Annotated in this window: 13 protein-coding genes; 9 read left to right on the top strand and 4 right to left on the bottom strand. The window is 60.4% G+C overall.

What is annotated here, in order from left to right; genetic code table 11:
• The first annotated feature begins 13 nt into the window (after nt 1-13).
• From AC0C6X_RS13820 to AC0C6X_RS13860, 9 genes are all read left to right on the top strand, one after another.
• Complete coding sequence (locus AC0C6X_RS13820; protein ID WP_246304648.1) at nt 14-880, top strand: sugar phosphate isomerase/epimerase family protein; 867 nt, start codon at nt 14-16, stop codon at nt 878-880.
• Nucleotides 881-939: 59 nt separating this feature from the next.
• Entirely contained in the window at nt 940-2,172 is a 1,233-nt protein-coding gene (locus AC0C6X_RS13825; protein WP_173519130.1) for an ABC transporter substrate-binding protein, read from the top strand.
• 177 nt (nt 2,173-2,349) lie between these two features.
• The gene (locus tag AC0C6X_RS13830) at nt 2,350-3,252 is read left to right on the top strand and encodes a carbohydrate ABC transporter permease (protein WP_173520151.1); all 903 of its coding nucleotides are present in this window, start codon (nt 2,350-2,352) and stop codon (nt 3,250-3,252) included.
• Entirely contained in the window at nt 3,249-4,076 is an 828-nt protein-coding gene (locus AC0C6X_RS13835; RefSeq protein ID WP_173519129.1) for a carbohydrate ABC transporter permease, read from the top strand. The genes AC0C6X_RS13830 and AC0C6X_RS13835 overlap by 4 nt, the downstream gene beginning before the upstream one ends.
• Complete coding sequence (locus tag AC0C6X_RS13840) at nt 4,073-5,146, top strand: ABC transporter ATP-binding protein (protein WP_472953604.1); 1,074 nt, start codon at nt 4,073-4,075, stop codon at nt 5,144-5,146. The genes AC0C6X_RS13835 and AC0C6X_RS13840 overlap by 4 nt, the downstream gene beginning before the upstream one ends.
• 340 nt (nt 5,147-5,486) lie before the next feature.
• Nucleotides 5,487-5,624 carry a hypothetical protein gene (locus AC0C6X_RS13845; RefSeq protein ID WP_173519127.1) on the top strand — a complete coding sequence of 46 codons (138 nt, stop codon included), beginning with the start codon at nt 5,487-5,489 and terminating at the stop codon, nt 5,622-5,624.
• A gap of 397 nt (nt 5,625-6,021) precedes the next feature.
• Nucleotides 6,022-7,779: a tetratricopeptide repeat protein gene (locus AC0C6X_RS13850; RefSeq protein WP_247958829.1), complete on the top strand. Its 1,758-nt coding sequence runs from the start codon at nt 6,022-6,024 to the stop codon at nt 7,777-7,779.
• 329 nt (nt 7,780-8,108) lie between these two features.
• A complete protein-coding gene (locus tag AC0C6X_RS13855; RefSeq protein ID WP_173520150.1) occupies nt 8,109-8,612 on the top strand; it encodes an SRPBCC family protein in 504 nt (167 codons plus the stop codon).
• A 341-nt stretch (nt 8,613-8,953) separates the two neighbouring features.
• The gene (locus AC0C6X_RS13860; RefSeq protein ID WP_376741686.1) at nt 8,954-9,307 is read left to right on the top strand and encodes a DUF6894 family protein; all 354 of its coding nucleotides are present in this window, start codon (nt 8,954-8,956) and stop codon (nt 9,305-9,307) included.
• A gap of 4 nt (nt 9,308-9,311) precedes the next feature.
• On the opposite strand, the gene AC0C6X_RS13865 is transcribed toward AC0C6X_RS13860, so the two are convergent.
• The 4 genes from AC0C6X_RS13865 to selD all read right to left on the bottom strand — a co-directional run bounded on the left by AC0C6X_RS13865 (nt 9,312) and on the right by selD (nt 15,690).
• Nucleotides 9,312-10,571: an adenylate/guanylate cyclase domain-containing protein gene (locus tag AC0C6X_RS13865; protein WP_173519125.1), complete on the bottom strand. Its 1,260-nt coding sequence runs from the start codon at nt 10,569-10,571 to the stop codon at nt 9,312-9,314.
• Complete coding sequence (locus AC0C6X_RS13870) at nt 10,568-10,957, bottom strand: response regulator (RefSeq protein ID WP_173519124.1); 390 nt, start codon at nt 10,955-10,957, stop codon at nt 10,568-10,570. The genes AC0C6X_RS13865 and AC0C6X_RS13870 overlap by 4 nt, the downstream gene beginning before the upstream one ends.
• The gene (locus tag AC0C6X_RS13875) at nt 10,954-14,007 is read right to left on the bottom strand and encodes a GAF domain-containing protein (protein WP_472953607.1); all 3,054 of its coding nucleotides are present in this window, start codon (nt 14,005-14,007) and stop codon (nt 10,954-10,956) included. The genes AC0C6X_RS13870 and AC0C6X_RS13875 overlap by 4 nt, the downstream gene beginning before the upstream one ends.
• A 624-nt stretch (nt 14,008-14,631) precedes the next feature.
• The gene (gene selD, locus AC0C6X_RS13880) at nt 14,632-15,690 is read right to left on the bottom strand and encodes a selenide, water dikinase SelD (RefSeq protein WP_472953609.1); all 1,059 of its coding nucleotides are present in this window, start codon (nt 15,688-15,690) and stop codon (nt 14,632-14,634) included.
• Nucleotides 15,691-15,741 lie beyond the last annotated feature (51 nt).

Raw genomic sequence — 15,741 nt, forward strand, 5'->3', positions numbered from 1 at the left:
TCGCATCGGCACGATGATTTCGGCCACCAAGGGCGGCGCAGACAAGCGCATCAGCCAGATCGCCGACATGGGCTTCGAGAGTTTCGAACCCTTCTTCTGGCAGACGACCAATGGGCAGGATCTCGCCGAACTTGGTAAGCGGTGCATCGAGGCGATCGGCGATCGCGACATCACCATCTCCACGCTCGGCATGTTCGGCAATCCGCTGGAGACGACGGAGATCGACGAGGAGACCCTGAAGGGCTGGCGGGATTGCATCGACAATGCCCACCACTTCGGTGCCACATGCGTTGCCGGTTTCACCGGCCGCCTTCGCGGCAAGCCTTTGACCGACAGTCTGCCGCGCTACCGCGAGATCTGGTCCGAGCTGTCAAGGCGCGCAGCCGACAGAGGCGTGAGGATCGCCTTCGAAAATTGCGCCATGGACGGCAACTGGCATACCGGCGACTGGAACATCGCGCACAATCCGGACGCCTGGGAACTCATCTTCAACGAGACGCCGGACGATCACATCGGCCTCGAATGGGAGCCGTGCCATCAGATGGTCTACCTGATCGATCCGCTGCCGCAGATCCGCAAATGGGCGAAGAAGATCTTCCACGTGCACGGCAAGGACGCGACCATCCGCTGGGACGTCATCCGCGAACACGGAATTTTCGGCAAGGAAAAGTTCGTCTTCATGCGTACGCCCGGCTTTGGCGACACCAACTGGACCGACGTGATTTCCGAGCTTCGACTGGCCGGCTGGTCCGGCTCGATCGATATCGAAGGCTGGCATGATCCGGTTTATCGCGACGATCTGGAGATGACCGGCCAGGTCCATGGACTGAATTACCTCAAGACGTGCCGGGGCGGCGAGTTCGTCGTCGACCCGGTCTGAGACGTGCATGCCGGCCGGCATGGAGGATGCCGGCATTGGGATAACCAAAGGAGGAGAAAATGGCTATCCGCGGATCCGCAATCCTGGGCGCTCTCGCCCTTGCAGGTGTCTCTTTGTTCGGTCTCTCTGCCAAGGCGGACGATGTCACGATCAGCGTCTGGTCGCTCGATCGCGATATCCAGCCCGCACCGAACCTGATAGCGGACTTCAACAAGCTGAGTACCGGCATCAAGGTCGAGTATCGCCAGATCCAGTTCGACGATGTCGTCAGCGAGGCGATGCGCGCCTATTCGACGGGTCAGGCCCCCGACATCATCGCCATCGACAACCCGGAACATGCGCTGTTTTCGTCACGCGGCGCATTCCTCGATCTCACCGACATGATCGCCAAGTCGACCGTGGTGAAAACGGCGAACTATTTTCCTGGACCTCTCGCCTCCACCATGTGGGACGGCAAGAACTACGGCCTGCCTAAGGCCACCAATACGATCGCGCTTTACTACAACAAGGACATGTTCAAGGCGAAGGGCCTCGATCCCGACAAGCCTCCGCAGACCTGGGATGAGCTGGTCGATGCGGCCCGCAAGCTGACGGACCCCGCCGCCAACGTCTACGGGCTCGCGTTCTCGGCCAAGGCGAACGAGGAGGGGACATTCCAGTTCCTGCCATGGGCGCAGATGGCCGGCGGTGGTTACGAGCACATCAATTCGGATGGCGCCGTCAAGGCGCTCGACATCTGGAAGACGATCATAACCGAAAAACTGGCCTCGCCGGATACGTTGACCCGCGGCCAGTGGGACTCGACCGGCACCTTTAATTCCGGCAACGCCGCCATGGCTATCTCCGGTCCATGGGAGCTCGACCGGATGGTGAACGAAGCGAAGTTCGACTGGGGCGTCGCGCTGCTGCCGGTGCCCGAGGTCGGTGCGGAGCGTTCGTCGGCCATGGGCGATTTCAACTGGGCGATTTTCTCGAACACGCAGCATCCCGCCGAAGCGTTCAAGGTACTTGAGTATTTCGCCTCCCAGGACGACCGCATGTTCAAGGACTTCGGGCAGCTTCCCGCCCGTTCCGACATCGCTATCCCCGAGACCGGGGTGCCGCTGAAGGACGCGGCTCTCAAGGTCTTCATCGAGCAGCTCAAGTTTGCAAAGCCGCGCGGTCCCCATCCGGAATGGCCGAAGATCTCGAAGGCAATCCAGGATGCAATCCAGGCGGCCCTGACCGGACAGATGACCTCGAAGGAAGCACTCGACCAGGCGGCTGAAAAGATAAAGGCGGTGCTTGGCTAAAGTCGGAAAGACGGCTTGCGCTTCCGGGTATTCCCGAAAGCGCAAGGACGCTCGGTCGCGCCCAGGCGCTGGAGCGAAAAACCGCAATCGGTGCTGGCCGTGCCGGCACCACCTGGTCGTGACAGGTCGCGCAATTTGCGACCCAAGTCGGCTGCTGGCTCGGCAGCGGGGGACATCATGAAACGCTTTCTATCCAGCATGATCGACGGCCGCGGCTTCGATATCGGCCTTGTCAGCCTGCCGCTCGCGTTCCTGCTTACGCTGTCCGGTCTGCCGCTGCTCTACAATATCGTCATGAGCTTCCAGGAGGTCGACATGTTCAGCCTCGGCAGCTTCTGGCGCCCCTTCGTCGGCCTCAAGAATTACCGCGATCTGTTCGCTCAGCCGGAAACGTGGCCGATCCTCGCCAATACCGCGACCTTCGTCATTGCTTCGATTGCCGGTCAGTTCCTCGTTGGTTTCGGCCTGGCGTTGTTCTTCTGGACAAATTTTCCAGGTGCTTCGTGGCTACGGGGCTTGTTCCTGGTGTCTTGGGTGATGCCCGGCCTTGTGGTCGGCGCGATCTGGAACTGGATTCTTTCAGGGGACTTCGGCGTCCTCAACTTTATCCTGCGCGAAACAGGTCTCATCGGAGGCAACATCTTCTGGCGCTCCGACCCCGATTTTTCGCTCTGGGCGGTCATCATTGCCAACATTTGGCTTGGCACATCCTTCAACATGATCCTGCTGTCCGTGGGACTGTCAGCCATCCCCCGCGATCTCTATGAGGCATCCGAGTTGGACGGCGCCAATGTTTGGCAACGCTTCTGGACGATCACGCTGCCAATGATGCGCGCATCGATAGGTGCCATCATCGCGCTCGGGCTTATCTTCACGCTACAGCAATTCGATCTGTTCGCAGCCATCACCTCGGGAGGGCCGAACAATGCGTCGAACGTCACGCAATACTGGGCCTGGGATTTGTCGTTTCGGCAGTACGATTTTGCCAAGGGCGCGACGATCTCGGTGATCATGATCGTCTTCGTGATGATTGCCTCGGTCGTCTATGTACGCTCAACACGGCATGAGGTGCGCGGATGAGTAACGTAACCCGTGATCGTCTGCTTTTCGCAGCCGCCATCATTCTCGCCGGCATCTATCTGTTCCCGCTCTACTGGATGTACATCACCACGATCAAATCGGGGTCGGAGATGTTTGCCACGCCGCCGACCTTCTGGCCGACCGATCCCCAGTGGCAGATCTTCGGCAACGTCTGGCAAGGCCGGAATATGGGCCGGTATATCTGGAATTCGCTAGTGATTGCCTGCGGGGCGGTCAGTGTCATCGCGGTGCTCGGTGTCGGCTGCGCCTACGTGCTGGCGCGCTACCGCAACATCTGGGTCGATATCGGGCTTTTCCTGATCCTCATGTTGCAGGTGCTCCCGGCATCGCTGATGGTGACGCCGATCTTCGTGGGCTTTTCGCAAGTTGGACTGCTCAATTATCCGCGGCTTGCGGTCATCCTTGCGATTGCGGCGAAAAGCATGCCCTTCTTCGTCGTTCTGGTCCGCGCGACCTTCATGAGTGTTCCTCAGGAATTGGAGGAAGCAGCACTCGTGGACGGCAACTCCAGGGTCGGCGCCTTCTTCAACATCGTCCTGCCGCTGGCACGAAACGGCATCCTCGTCAGCGTCATCCTGATCTTCATGCAGGCCTTCGGAGAGTTCGTCTATTCGAAATCGATGATCCAAGCTGTCGAGCTTCAACCGGCCAGCGTCGGTTTGAACTCCTTCATGGGGCCGAACACCAACGAATGGAACAACATCATGGCCTATGCGGCGATCTACGTGACGCCGATCCTCGCCATCTTCGTCCTCCTGCAACGCCGCATCGTCTCTGGCCTTACCTCGGGAGCGCTCAAATGACCGCCCAGATCGAACTGACCAACGTCAACAAGTACTATGGCGCCTATCACGCGCTGAAGGATATCGAGCTTTCGATCCGCAAAGGCAGTTTCACCGCGCTAGTCGGTCCGTCCGGGTGCGGCAAGTCGACACTTCTGCGGTCGCTGGCCGGATTGGAGAGCATATCGTCCGGTACCCTGAAAATCGCCGGCGAGGTTATGAATGCCGTGCCACCGCGCAAGCGAGATGTGGCGATGGTTTTCCAGTCATACGCGCTTTATCCGCATATGACGGTCGAGGAAAACCTGACCTACAGCCTGCGCATCAAGGGCGTAGCCAAGGCCGAACGCAAGAAGGCAGCAAATGAAGTCGCCGCCGTGACAGGGCTTACGCACCTGCTCGGGCGCTATCCGCGTGAACTTTCCGGCGGGCAGCGTCAGCGCGTGGCGATGAGCCGGGCGATTATTCGTCATCCCAAGGCATTCCTCTTCGACGAGCCGCTCTCCAATCTCGATGCCGCACTTCGCGTTCACATGCGCAAGGAAATCCGCGCGCTGCACGACCGGCTGGGCGCCACGTCGGTTTATGTCACTCACGACCAGGTGGAAGCGATGACGATGGCGGACCATGTCGTCATCTTGCGCGATGGAGTTATCGAGCAGCAGGGCAGCCCGCTTGAGCTTTATGATCGGCCGGCGAACAAGTTCGTGGCCGGGTTCATCGGATCTCCGGCCATGAATTTTTTGCCTGCGATCGGCGGCCAGGATGGGCAATCGATCATCTTGGATCTCGGCGTCAAACAAACAATCGCCATCAACCGGGCGGTGCGGCCCGGGCAGGCCCTGAGTATCGGCTTGCGTCCAGAGCATATCGAGCTTGCTGCGCCGGATCAGGGCGCTCTCTCGGCGCCAGTGGCGCTGGTCGAATCGACCGGGGCGACCTGCTTTTTGACGATGGCAACGACGCCCGAGCTTTCGGTGGTCTTCAATGGCCGCTCGGGGGCAAGAGCCGGCGACAGGGTCGGGCTGAACTTCGCCTCCGGCAGCATTCATCTTTTCGACGCCGCAACCGAACGGCGCGTGCCGGGCTGAGGGCAAATGGCTATCGGCCGGCAGCGCTCGCATGCATCCCGCCTACGGGTTTGCCGACGTCCGCTGACGCCCTTGAGATGGCGAAAGATCACATAAGGTATCGATCGCGCGACGGGTCACATTGACCGAGAGGCTAATCGGATTCGGCTGTGCGGATGATCACGACCCATCCCGCGAGAAGCCAGATGATGAGGGTGGCGCGATCGTCCCGGCCGTGCGTCTTCGTTTCAGTAACGTACTCGTTCGAATACAGGGTTTGGTTGAAAATCGAGCTGTCGCCTGGTTGTCCGAGCCTTTGCCGATGACTATGTGTGCGGCAACCAAGAAGGGATCAAACTCAATGCGTATAGTCACATTGTTGCTCGTACTCTCCGCGCTCGCCGGATGCGCCCAGACCGCCGGCGGTGCGAGCAGTGTCAGAGAGGATTACTACGGCGGTGACGGCGGATTCTATGCGGGCGCGGTTGCCCCGCGCTGAAGCGGTGCAAGCGCGCTGATCGGATTCGTTCCTTAAGCTCGGAGACGAGAGAGGCGGTCGCCGTCAGACGAAGAGATGGGTGTAGTCGTGTTCCGGTCTTTGGCAGACCCTGATCGCAAAAGCTCTACCGATCGCCAATTCGGGGAGCTTCATGACGGCTGTAGGTTGCCAAAGGTTCGATCCCTTTCAAGGGCGTTCAAGGCGAGGGATTTCGCAGTCGGCTTGCCGCAGGGTGCGTGGACAAGCTGCGATTGTCTCGAGCGGGTGGAGACTGTCATGCAGCATGGCTGCTGAGATCTTTCATCCGATCTTGCTGGCGACAAACATCCGCGAATGTGGGAAACTGCGCGCATATTAAGCCCCACGATATCGTGGCGCCGCAGGAGCGGTCACAGCCGTGGATCGAAAGCTTGCAGCCATCCTTTCAGCCGATGTTGTTGGCTACAGCCGCCTTGCCGCGCTGGACGAGGAGGGTACGGTTCGCGCACTCGATCTGTGCCGCAATCGGATCGCCGAATGGGTACGCGAGCATGGCGGCCGTATCTTCGGTAGCGCCGGTGACGGCTTTGTTGCCGAGTTCTCAAGCGCTGTTCAGGCCGTCCGGTGCTCCGTCGAAATCCAGCGCGGTCTTCTTAGCGTGTCAGAAGACCCCGAACGGCGCTTGGAATTCCGCATCGGCGTCAATCTCGGTGATGTCATTGTGTCGCGAGACGATCTGCTCGGAGACGGCGTCAATATTGCGGCTCGCCTGCAGGAAATGGCCGCTCCGTCAGGCATCTGCATTTCGGGATCTGTGCGTGAACATCTCGACGGCAAGGTGCCGTTTACGCTGACCAGCCTCGGCGAGCGCAGCTTGAAGAACATCCCGCGGCCAATTTTCGTCTTTCGGGTCGAATGGCAGCAAGCGACGCCTGTCGAAGGCGGCATCGCGTCCGCGCCATCATTTGCCGTCCGCCGTGACAAGGACCAGCCGTCGATCGCCGTCATGCCCTTCGACAACCTCAGCGGTCAGGGTGACGAATACTTCGTGGACGGCGTAGTGGAAGAGATTACCGCTGCGCTCTCCCGTGTTCGGGACTTCTTTGTCATCGCGCGCCAGTCCGCCTTCACTTACAAGGGACGCTTTGTCGATGTGCGTGAAGTCGGCAGGGAGCTCGGTGTCAATTATGTGGTCGAGGGTACCGTTCGCCGAGACGGCGACCGATTGCGCATTTCGGTGCAGTTGATCGATGCCGAGACAGGGGCCCAGTTCTGGGCCGATCGTTACGAAGGCCCAATCGAAGATATTTTCGAGTTCCAGGATCGGATCGCGGCTCAGGTGGCAGGCGCCATTCACCCAGCCATCCGCGATGCCGAGATCGCACTGGCCAGGCGCAAGCCGCCGACCAGTCTCAGGGCCTATGATCTCGTTATGCGGGCCTTCCCGAACCTCTGGGGCCGCCGCAAGGATACCAACAACCAGGCGATCGAATTGCTTCAGCAAGCAATTGCCGTCGATCCGGGCTATGGCCGCGCCCATGCACTCCTGGCGTGGTGCTATGCCTCGAACGCCTCCTACCTGTGGACCGAACAGCCGGAACGTGAGCTGGAAAAGGCGCGCGCGGCGGTTGAAGCCGTAGGCTCGATCAGCGATGATCCAACCGCCCTGACTGCCGCCGGCGCGGCAACGAGCATCTGCGGCGACCAGAAGCGCGCCACCACCTTCATCGAGAAGGCCCTTGCGCTTGATCCAAACAATGCCTGGGCATGGGCGCGCCTCGGCTGGCTCGCCATTTACAAGGACGAAGCCACGCAAGCGAGGGAACATTTCCAGCGTGGGATGGCTCTGAGTCCGAGGGATCCGTTCGTATTCAACATGAGATTGGGGATGGCCTTTTCTCTGGCCATGGAAGGTTCTCTTTCACAGGCCATCGCGATCGCCCATGAGGTCATCAACACCTATCCTGACGTGACCTGGTCCTACCGCCATCTCGCCGCCTGGTCGGCGATGAGTGGAGACCTTGAGACCGCCCGATGGGCCGCGCAAAAGCTGTTGGCGGCCGAGCCAGGCTTTACAATCGACCGGTATCGAGCGCTACCCTGGTTTCAAAACATACCCCAGTGGCAACATCAAATGGCCGAGGGCTTGCGGAAAGCAGGATTGCCCGAACGCTGATTGGTTCTGAAGCACGTGCGAGGTTCGCTCTCGGCCGGGAGTTTGATCGCTTGTGCAAAGCCAACCAAATGTCTTGGAAGATTGAAGGGGCCATTCTTCCTGAGCCCCGTGCACGGATTGTTGCGAGGATGTTCGCGTTCTGGGCCAAGAAGATCCATAATGTATCAAGTGGAAGCGCCTCAATTCCTTGTCGCGCCTTTGCGCGAGGGGACGCGTCGATCACCAGTCTCGCGGATAAGTTCCCAGATGACGCTGACCGGTATGAAGAAGCACGTCCAGGTTCTAACGAGCGGGCGGGGCTCGTCGTCACGCAGAAGGTCGGACGGGAGATGCATCAGCAGGCTAACAGTCCAGGTGGCGCGCAGAACCGCACGTCAGTCGAGCGCAAAGGGAATCGCGAACTCGTCGTAACGCGGACATTCAATGCGCCGCCGAGCACGCTTTACAGGGCGTGGAGCCAGCCCGAGCTGTTCCAGCGCTGGTGGGTGCCAAAATCGATATCCGGCGTTTCGCTCGTATCGTGCGATATGGACGTCCGTACCGGCGGCAAATATCGGCTGGAATTCGGCGCCGGCGGTTCGGACACCATGGCCTTCTATGGCAAGTATCTCGAGGTGGTGCCGAACGAGCGCATCGTCTGGACCAACGACGAGGGCGAAGAGGGCGCGGTTACGACCGTGATTTTCGAGGACCATGGCGGGAAGACGCTGCTGACTTTCCACGAAGTCTATCCGTCCAAGGAGGCGCTTGAGGAAGCACTACAGGGCTCGGCGGCCGCATTGCCGGAACAGCTGGAGCAACTCGACGAATTGCTTTCCGGCAAAGGCGAGTAGCGCGGGTCGAGAAACTCGCCTCGGGGGAACGTCTGCTCTTGGAAGTGACGCCACCCGCCTTTCCGCCCGGAGCGAGGCGCAAAGCGGCCAACGATGCCTCCGCCTTTGGGAGCGACTTCCAGACCATGCGCCGCGCCGTTCATCGCGTGAAGGGTGCGTTGAAATTGGCCTGCGGTTTGGGGCGCCCGCCCGAGCCGTTGGAGCTGGGCTGGCATCAGGAACGAACGGTCGCGCCCCGGCAAAGCAACCAGGCGGCGAGGGATGTCACGCAACTGTCACGCGCAAATTTCTTTAGAAACTGCTAAGAAGTAAAAAAGCCATGCCGGTGTTCGAGTACGAAGATGCGCCGATATCTCTTTCACATTCATCTTCTTGGGACGTTCAATCGCGACCGCACCGGAACGTTTCATGCCAGCGATAGCCAGGCGGTGGCGCGCGGGAGATCGGTTGCGGACGGGATTGCAGAAGACGACAGGCACCGGAGCGTAATCGTAACTGTTGAAAGGGCAGGTGGCCCGGTTTTGGCCCGCGTCACTGCGACGAAGGCCATGCCTCCCTGGCAGTCTGCAAGCTCGAAGTTCGAACACGCCTGGCGGGAACTGCCGGCCTGGATACCAGCCAACTCCCGCGGGATTGCAACCGGGCGTTCGGGGAGGAATGAAGGTTTGGACGATGGGCTGGTCCTGAAAGACTAGCCGATCAGTGGAAATTCTTGAGGTTGATGGTTGCGCTGAATTCGCCGTTCATGAGCCGCTTCAGGTGAAAGCCAGCGAGCGGGTCCTCCGGATTGCGACCGACCAGTGCAGCGAATGAAGCCACGGCATGAGGATCGCCGGCCTCCAGCTCTTCGAAGGCAGCCATGTACGCCCGGGTTGCGCCACTGGCATAGATTTCGGCCTCAAGCGGCTCGAACGCGCGGATCGGCTCCACCCTACCTCTAAGCAGGAGGTCGCCAACAGGGCGACCGCAAAACCCCTGCATGTTCGCCGCGAGGCTGCCACTCACGCAAATACGCGTGCCGAGCGACTTGTTGGCCGCTTCCAGGCGCGCGGCAACATTGATGGTGTCGCCATAGGCACTATAGTCGAAGAACTTTCCTCCGCCGAAGTTGCCGACTACGGCCGTGCCGGCATGTGCACCAATCCGGGTGTGTCCAAGGGCTATTCCTTTTCTGCACCAGTGTTCACGAAAAGACTGTGCGAAGGCGTCAAGTGCGAATGAACAGGCGATCGCGCGACTGGCATGATCCGACTGATCGACCGGCGCACCGAAAAGGACGTGCAGCGCGTCGCCAATGACCTTGGCGACAGTACCGTCGTGGGAAAACACGATGTCGGTCATGCCGACGATGTAATCATTGAGGAGTTGCCCGAGCACGTTCGGCTCGATCGTTTCCGCCAGTGTGGTGAACCCGGTCAGATCGGTAAAGAGCGACGCAACATTTCGGCGTTTTCCACCAAGATCGAGAGCGTCGGCGCCGCTGGCCAGGCGTTCGGCAAGGTTTGGCGAAAAGTAACGGGAAAGCGATGCGCGTGCCTGCTCCGCCGCCGACTGCCTGCGTTGCGCCTCGCGCAACGTCTCCACATGGTGGATCGTCTTGACGATCGTTGCCTCCAGATCGGGAAAATCGATCGGCTTCGTTACGAAATCATAGGCGCCGCGGTTCATCGCGATGCGGATGTTGGCCATATCGCTGTAGGCGGAGACGATTATCGTGGATAGGTCCTCGTCCATCTGCTGAAGCTTCGCCAGCAGCGACAGGCCGTCCATACGCGGCATGTTGATGTCGCTCAGCACAATATCCACGTCGCGGTTGGCGGCAAGCACGGCCAAGGCGTCAACTCCGTCGCGGGCGAACAGGAAACGCAATGATCCGTCACGGACCTGCTTCCGGAATTTCTGGAGAAGAAGCATCTCCAGGTCCGGCTCGTCGTCCACAACGAGTATGTTCGTGTTCATGCGGCGCGCCCAACTCGACTGTCGATTTCTTCTCTCAACGCGCTGAAGTCGATTGGCTTGGTCAGCAACGCTTCTGCGCCACTTTCCATGGCTCTTCGCTTCGTGTCCGGATCGCCATAGGCAGTGATCATGATCACCGGCACGTCAGGCCGTACGCTCTTCGCCTTCGGCAGCAATTCGAGCCCGCTCATGCCTGGCATGTTAACGTCGGACAGGATGAGAATGAGCGTGACGTCACCTGCATCGGCGATCCTTTCGAGGGCGGATGACGCTGATCGCGCGAACTCCATGACAAAGCGGCCGGCGCGCAGATCGTGGCGGAACTGCTGTCTGAAAAGCAACTCGACGTCAGGCTCGTCATCGACCACCAGGATGAGGAGGCTCATGTTCTGCCCTCCGGCGTGGTCTTCGCCGGGGTGTTCCGCGGCAGTCGAATGCGAAACTCGGTGTAACGACCAGGTTCCGTGTCCACCTCGATGGAACCTGCATGCTGCTTGACGATGATGTCGTGGCTGAGCGACAGGCCGAGGCCCGTCCCCTCGCCAGCAGGCTTGGTTGTGAAAAAAGGATTGAACATCTTCTCCCTCACCCCTGGTGGGATTCCGACACCGTTATCACGGATAGTGATCTCAACGCTTTCTCCGAGGTCCCGGGTCACCGCCGCCAGCGTCGGCTCATAACCGTCGCCGGGCACAGATGCCGCGCGGTTGCTCGTCGCATAGAAACCGTTCGAGATGAGGTTGAGAAGTACGCGTGTGATCTCCTGCGGGTATAGGTCGACCTCCCCGGCCGCCGGATCGAGTGATTTCTCCAGCGTGATCGTGAACCCCTGCTTTTCGGCTCGAGCGCCATGATAGGCGAGATTCAGGCTCTCCTCGACGATGGCGTTGATATTGGTCGGCCTGCGCTCGCCCGCTCCCTGACGCGAATGCATGAGCATGTTCTTGACGATTGAATCGGCGCGCTTGCCGTGCTGGACGATCTTTTCAAGATTGCCCTTTATCGTCTCGGCGAGTGTGTCGATCTCGGCGCGCGGCGCGCCGTCGGCTACAGTGCCGTCGAGTGCCTGCTGAAGCTCTTCGAGCAACTCCACCGACAGCGCCGAGAAGTTGTTCACGAAGTTCAACGGGTTCTTGATTTCGTGCGCAATTCCGGCGGTCAGTTGTCCGAGCGAGGCGAGCTTCTCCGTCTGGATCAACCGGTCCTGAGTGGCTTTGAGTTCCTCAAGGGAGCGCGACAGTTCCTCGGTTCTCGTCTGCACTTCCTGGAAGAGACGCACGTTCTCGATGGCAATCACGGCCTGGTCGGCGAAGGTCGATGCCAACTCGATCTGCTTCTCGGTGAAGGGCCGCACGGTCTTCGAGCGGGCCAACGCGAGCACCCCGATCGGGCTACCTTCGCGCAGGAGCGGCACGCCAAGTACGCTACGAAACCCGCCAAGTCTTTGCGCTTCCGGCATGGCGTACTCGGGATCGTCGAGGACGTCGGCGATCTGAACCGGCCGGACCTCAAGCAGGGTTCGCCCGACTACGCTGCCGCGCCCCGGCTCCAGCGGCAGCGTTCGGAAATACTGATCGAATTCCTGCGAGAAGCCGAAGCGGGCGACAGGATAGTGCGCGTCACCCATCGGCCGGGTCATCGTAGCCATGTCCGCCTCGCAAAGATGGGCAGCGGACGCTACGAGGGTATCCAGAACCGATTGCAGGTCGAATGCGGAGCGGCTGATGACCTTCAGTACGTCCGCCGTCGCGGTCTGCTGCTTCAGCGCCTCGGCCAGTTCGGCGGTCCGCGACTTCACCTCGTCGAACAGTCGCACGTTCTCGATTGCTATGACTGCCTGGTCGGCAAAGGTCTGGAGAAGGTCGATCTGCTTTTCGGCAAATGGCTTGACTTCAGTTCGTCGTATGACGAGACCACCGACAGCCTCCTGTTGCCGCAGCAAGGGCGCGGCCAAGATCGTGCGATGCCCCATCCGCACGGCCATGCTTTGCCCCTCTGGGAACTCATCGGCATTGGCAGTCAGGTCAGGCACATGAACCGGTTTTCTGTCGACCACAGCCCGTCCGGTCACCCAGCCCCGTGATATTGGCCAGCCGACGAAATCGATCGGTATTGGCCCGTGATGTGCCCGCAAGTAGAGAGTGTCTCCATCCTTTAGGAAAATGGCCGCATCATAGGCCTCGCAAAGCCGCACCGCCGATTCGACGAGCGTATCCAGCACCGTCTGGAGATCGAAGGTCGACCGACTGATGACCTTGAGGACATCGGCTGTCGCAGTCTGCTGCTGCAGTGCCTCCTTGAGGTCGAGATTCCGTTCCTCCAGATCCGAAAACAGTCGAACATTCTCGATCGCTATCCCGGCCTGGTCGGCGAAGGTCTTGAGGAGTTCGATCTGCCGATCGGGAAACAATCCTGGTTCGGTTCGTGCCACGACAATGGTGCCGATCGGAACACCGCCGCGCATGATCGGTGCGGCCAGCAGGCTTCGGTGGTTCGACGCTTGAGCCCTGATGGCGGGATGCATCACGTATTCCGGGTCGGCGAGCCGGTCCGGTATCTGTTCCACCGATCGGCTGAGGATCGAACGCCCGGCCGCAGTGCCTCGACCCGGTGGGGCTGGAAGCACCGCGCTCTCGGGTTCCAGCTGGTGATGGGCCACGAAATGCAACAGTTCGCCATCGTAGCGAAACACGTGGCAGAATTGCGCGCCGCACAGCTGGGCGGCGCGCTGGGCGATCGTGTCGAACACGGGCTGCGTATCGGTCGGTGAGGTCGAGATGACGCGCAGGATTTCGCTCGTTGCCGTCTGCTGTTCGAGCGCCTCGGTGAGCTCTCGGTTGTGCGCCTTAGCCTCGTTGAAGAGCCGGACGTTCTCGATCGCGATCACCGCCTGATCGGCGAAGGTTCGCAGCAGCTCAACCTGCCGCTCGGGAAAGAGGCCGATCGCGCGCCGCGTGACGGCGATCGCTCCGATCGGACGTTCCTTCCACAAGAGCGGCACGCCAATGGCGCTGCGGTAGGACACGATCTTCGCGAGCGGCAGCATCTTATAATCAGGGTCGGTAAAGACGTCGGGGATCTGTTCGACGACACCGCCGATAAATGCTCGGCCCGTGACATTGCCTCTGTTTGGTTGCTGCGGAAACTTGGCACCTACGGCTTCGATGCCCTCGCGTGAAATGCCGTGATACGCGGCCGGATGCAGCAGCTCGCCGTCGAACCGAAACACAAAACAAAATTCTGCCGCGCACAGCCTCGCTGCGCTTTTCGCTATCGCATCGAAGACGGGCTGCGCGGAACTGGTTGAGGTCGGAATGACCCGCAATATTTCGCTCGTCGCGGTCTGTTGCTCGAGGGCCTCGTCAAGCTCCCGCTTCAGCAGTTCGACCTGTTGTCTGAGACTGACGCTTGATTCATCCGTCTCGCGCCCCTCCACTGCAGTATCCCCCATGCAATCAGCTTGCGTCGAGCGCTAGGTCACGACCACGGGGTGCGCCACGGCCGGTGCCAGAATGGGTAGAATACTCCAACTGATAAGGTGTGACGAGGTTACTTCACTGCCATGCTCGTCTGAGAGGGCATCTGGCCCAGGCGGCGATTACACATCAGCGATGAGACTACCGGCTCGGAACTTTAGCTCCGTCAGTCCGTTTTTGCAGTGAAAGACGCGAGCATATCGTTATGTCAGAGAAACTTCCTGTGCCGCCGAGGAAGGGCGACCCGAAACCACGGCCGGACCGCAATCGCGATCCGCACAACGCCGAGCCGAAGTCCGAACAGACACGTCCGCCTCGCGACACGAGAGACGCGCCAGCACCAAACCCGAATGGCAAGGGCGCCTCTGAAACGTGAGGCCGATTACGGTCCGCCACCCATGGCCAACAGCGACCATGGCCACGGCACCGACGTCTATTTCGCTCTTAGAAATCAACGATCGCCTTCGCAAAATTCCGTCCACTGAACACGGCTGCGACGAGCCCGTGCGCGTCAAGCGCCGCCCGACCTGGCAGATTTATTCCGCTGCTGGAGCAAACCAATACTCCAGAAGATCGACCGGCACTCAGGCAACGATGCGAACTCCGGGCTCGCCGTCCTCGACCTCACCAATGATCCGGGCGGCGGGATAGCCTGCCGCAACGATGTGATGAAGCAGATCCTGCGCGCGGTGGGCACTGCATGACACAAGAAGACCGCCGGAGGTCTGGGGATCGGTCAAGATATGGCGTTGCCACATCGGGAAAGCACCGGGCAGAGAGACCTCCGTGGCATAACTGGCCCAGTTGCGATCGGATGCGCCGGTCACGAATCCTTGCTCTGCGAGCTCGGCGCAGCGGGAAAAGAGGGCAAAGTTGCCCGCCTTCAGCGACAACAGCTTTTGTGATCCGCGTGCCATCTCCAAAGCGTGGCCGAACACACCGAAGCCGGTGACGTCGGTGACTGCGTGCACGTCGGGATCCCCAGCGAGTTCGGTGCCAATGCTGTTGAGACGCGTCGTCGAAGCGATGAGTTCCGCGTAGGCATCCGGTGGCAGCGCCCCCTTCTTGAAGGCGGCTGAATAGATCCCGACACCGAGTGCCTTTGTCAGGATCAGCGTGTCGCCGGTTCGGGCGCTGCTGTTGCGCCGAATGCTGGCCGGCGAACATGTTCCGATCACCGCCAGGCCATAGATGGGCTCGGGGGAATCGATCGAGTGGCCACCCGCCACCGGAATGCCTGCCTCTGCGCAAATTACGGCGCCGCCTTTCAAGATCTCCCGCACCATTTCGGCCGGCATCTTGGCGATCGGCATGCCGACAATGGCGAGCGCCATGATGGGCTTGCCGCCCATGGCATAGACGTCGGAGATGGCGTTGGTCGCTGCGATCCGGCCGAAATCGAAGGGATCGTCGACCATCGGCATGAAGAAATCAGTGGTCGCGACGATGCAGGTCTCATCGTCGAGCTGCCAGACGGCGGCGTCGTCGCCCGTCTCCGTGCCAACGAGAAGGCGGGCGAAGTCGCCCCTAGGTTGATGGAAGAGCAATTGCTGCAGAACCGAGGGCGCCAGCTTGCAGCCGCAGCCGCCGCCGTGGGCGAGTGCGGTCAGCCGGAGGGGCGTCGTTGCAGTCGAGGTATCCATGATGGCCTCCCATGCTTCTCAAGGATCTTCTGCTCGCTCCCAGTCCGTCAC

The sequence above is a fragment of the Ensifer sp. VA4 genome (genome assembly GCF_055710065.1).